Genomic DNA, 1,110 nt, shown 5'->3' with positions numbered 1-1,110 from the left:
CCTAGGTTCTGTCTCGAAGTGAGTGATGGGGTGGCGCCACGCAGTGGTGCCACCCCATCACTGTGTTGGGCCGATGTTGTTGCCTGTGTTGGCAAATAGGTGAGGTCTCCGGTATTCGGATTAGCGACCAAGCAAATCTGAACAGTCCCGGAGACCTCGTGACCAGCCTAGCGGTGGCGGGGCGAGCGGACCTGACCGATGCCCAATGGGCCCGGTTGGAACCGCTGCTGCCCCGCGGTAAGAAGGCGGGGCGACCGCCGAAATGGACGAAACGACAGCTCATCGACGGGATCCGATGGCGGTGTCGAGCCGGAGTACCGTGGCGGGACGTGCCGACCGAGTACGGGTCATGGCAAGCGGTATACGGGCTGTTCCGACGCTGGCAGCGAGCCGGGTCGTGGGCCGCGATCGTGACCGAGCTGCAGGTGCTGGCCGACGCGGCCGGGGTCATCGACTGGCAGATCAGCGTGGATTCCACGATCACCCGAGCTCATCCGCATGCCGCCGGTGCCCGCCGCGACGGCGGTGAGCAAGCCGAACCGCCGGCCGGCCCTGGGCAGTGCGAGCCGACCGATCACGGGCTGGGACGGTCACGGGGCGGGTGGACCAGCAAGCTGCATCTGGCCTGCGATCAGGGCTGCCGGGTGATGTCGGTTCACCTCACCGCAGGTCAGGCCGGTGACAGTCCGCAGTTTCAGGCGGTTCTCGATGCCATCGTGGTGCCCAGGCTCGGGGGCGGGCGAGCGCGGGTGCGTCCGGAGCGGGTGCTGGCCGACAAGGCCTATTCCAGTCGCGGGAACCGGGAATGGTTACGTCGTCGCGGGATCAAAGCGACGATCCCGGTTCCTGCCGACCAGGCCGCGCATCGACTCCGCCGTGGTAGTGCCGGTGGAAGACCACCGGCGTTCGATCCGGTCCTCTACCGTGACCGCAACGCTGTCGAGCGGGGCATCAACCAGCTGAAACAGCATCGGGCCGTGGCCACCAGGTTCGACAAACTCGCTGTCCGCTACCAAGCCACGATCCACATCGCGGTCATCAATCAATGGCTCCGACACTCGTGAGAACGGGCATCCCGGCCCACCCTCACAACTTCGAGACAGAACCTAG

1 protein-coding gene is annotated in these 1,110 nt (G+C 66.0%); it reads left to right on the top strand.

The features are described from left to right. Window positions 1-158: 158 nt before the first annotated feature. On the top strand, window positions 159-1,064 hold the full coding sequence (locus tag ON26_RS06245; protein WP_040795030.1) for an IS5 family transposase: 906 nt from the start codon (window positions 159-161) through the stop codon (window positions 1,062-1,064). The last annotated feature ends 46 nt before the right edge of the window (window positions 1,065-1,110 follow it).

The sequence above is a fragment of the Nocardia higoensis NBRC 100133 genome (assembly GCF_000308595.1).
GTDB classification, from domain to species: domain Bacteria; phylum Actinomycetota; class Actinomycetes; order Mycobacteriales; family Mycobacteriaceae; genus Nocardia; species Nocardia higoensis.
The sequence above is the reverse complement of the archived record's forward strand: the minus strand, read 5'-3'. Positions and strand labels throughout refer to the sequence as shown.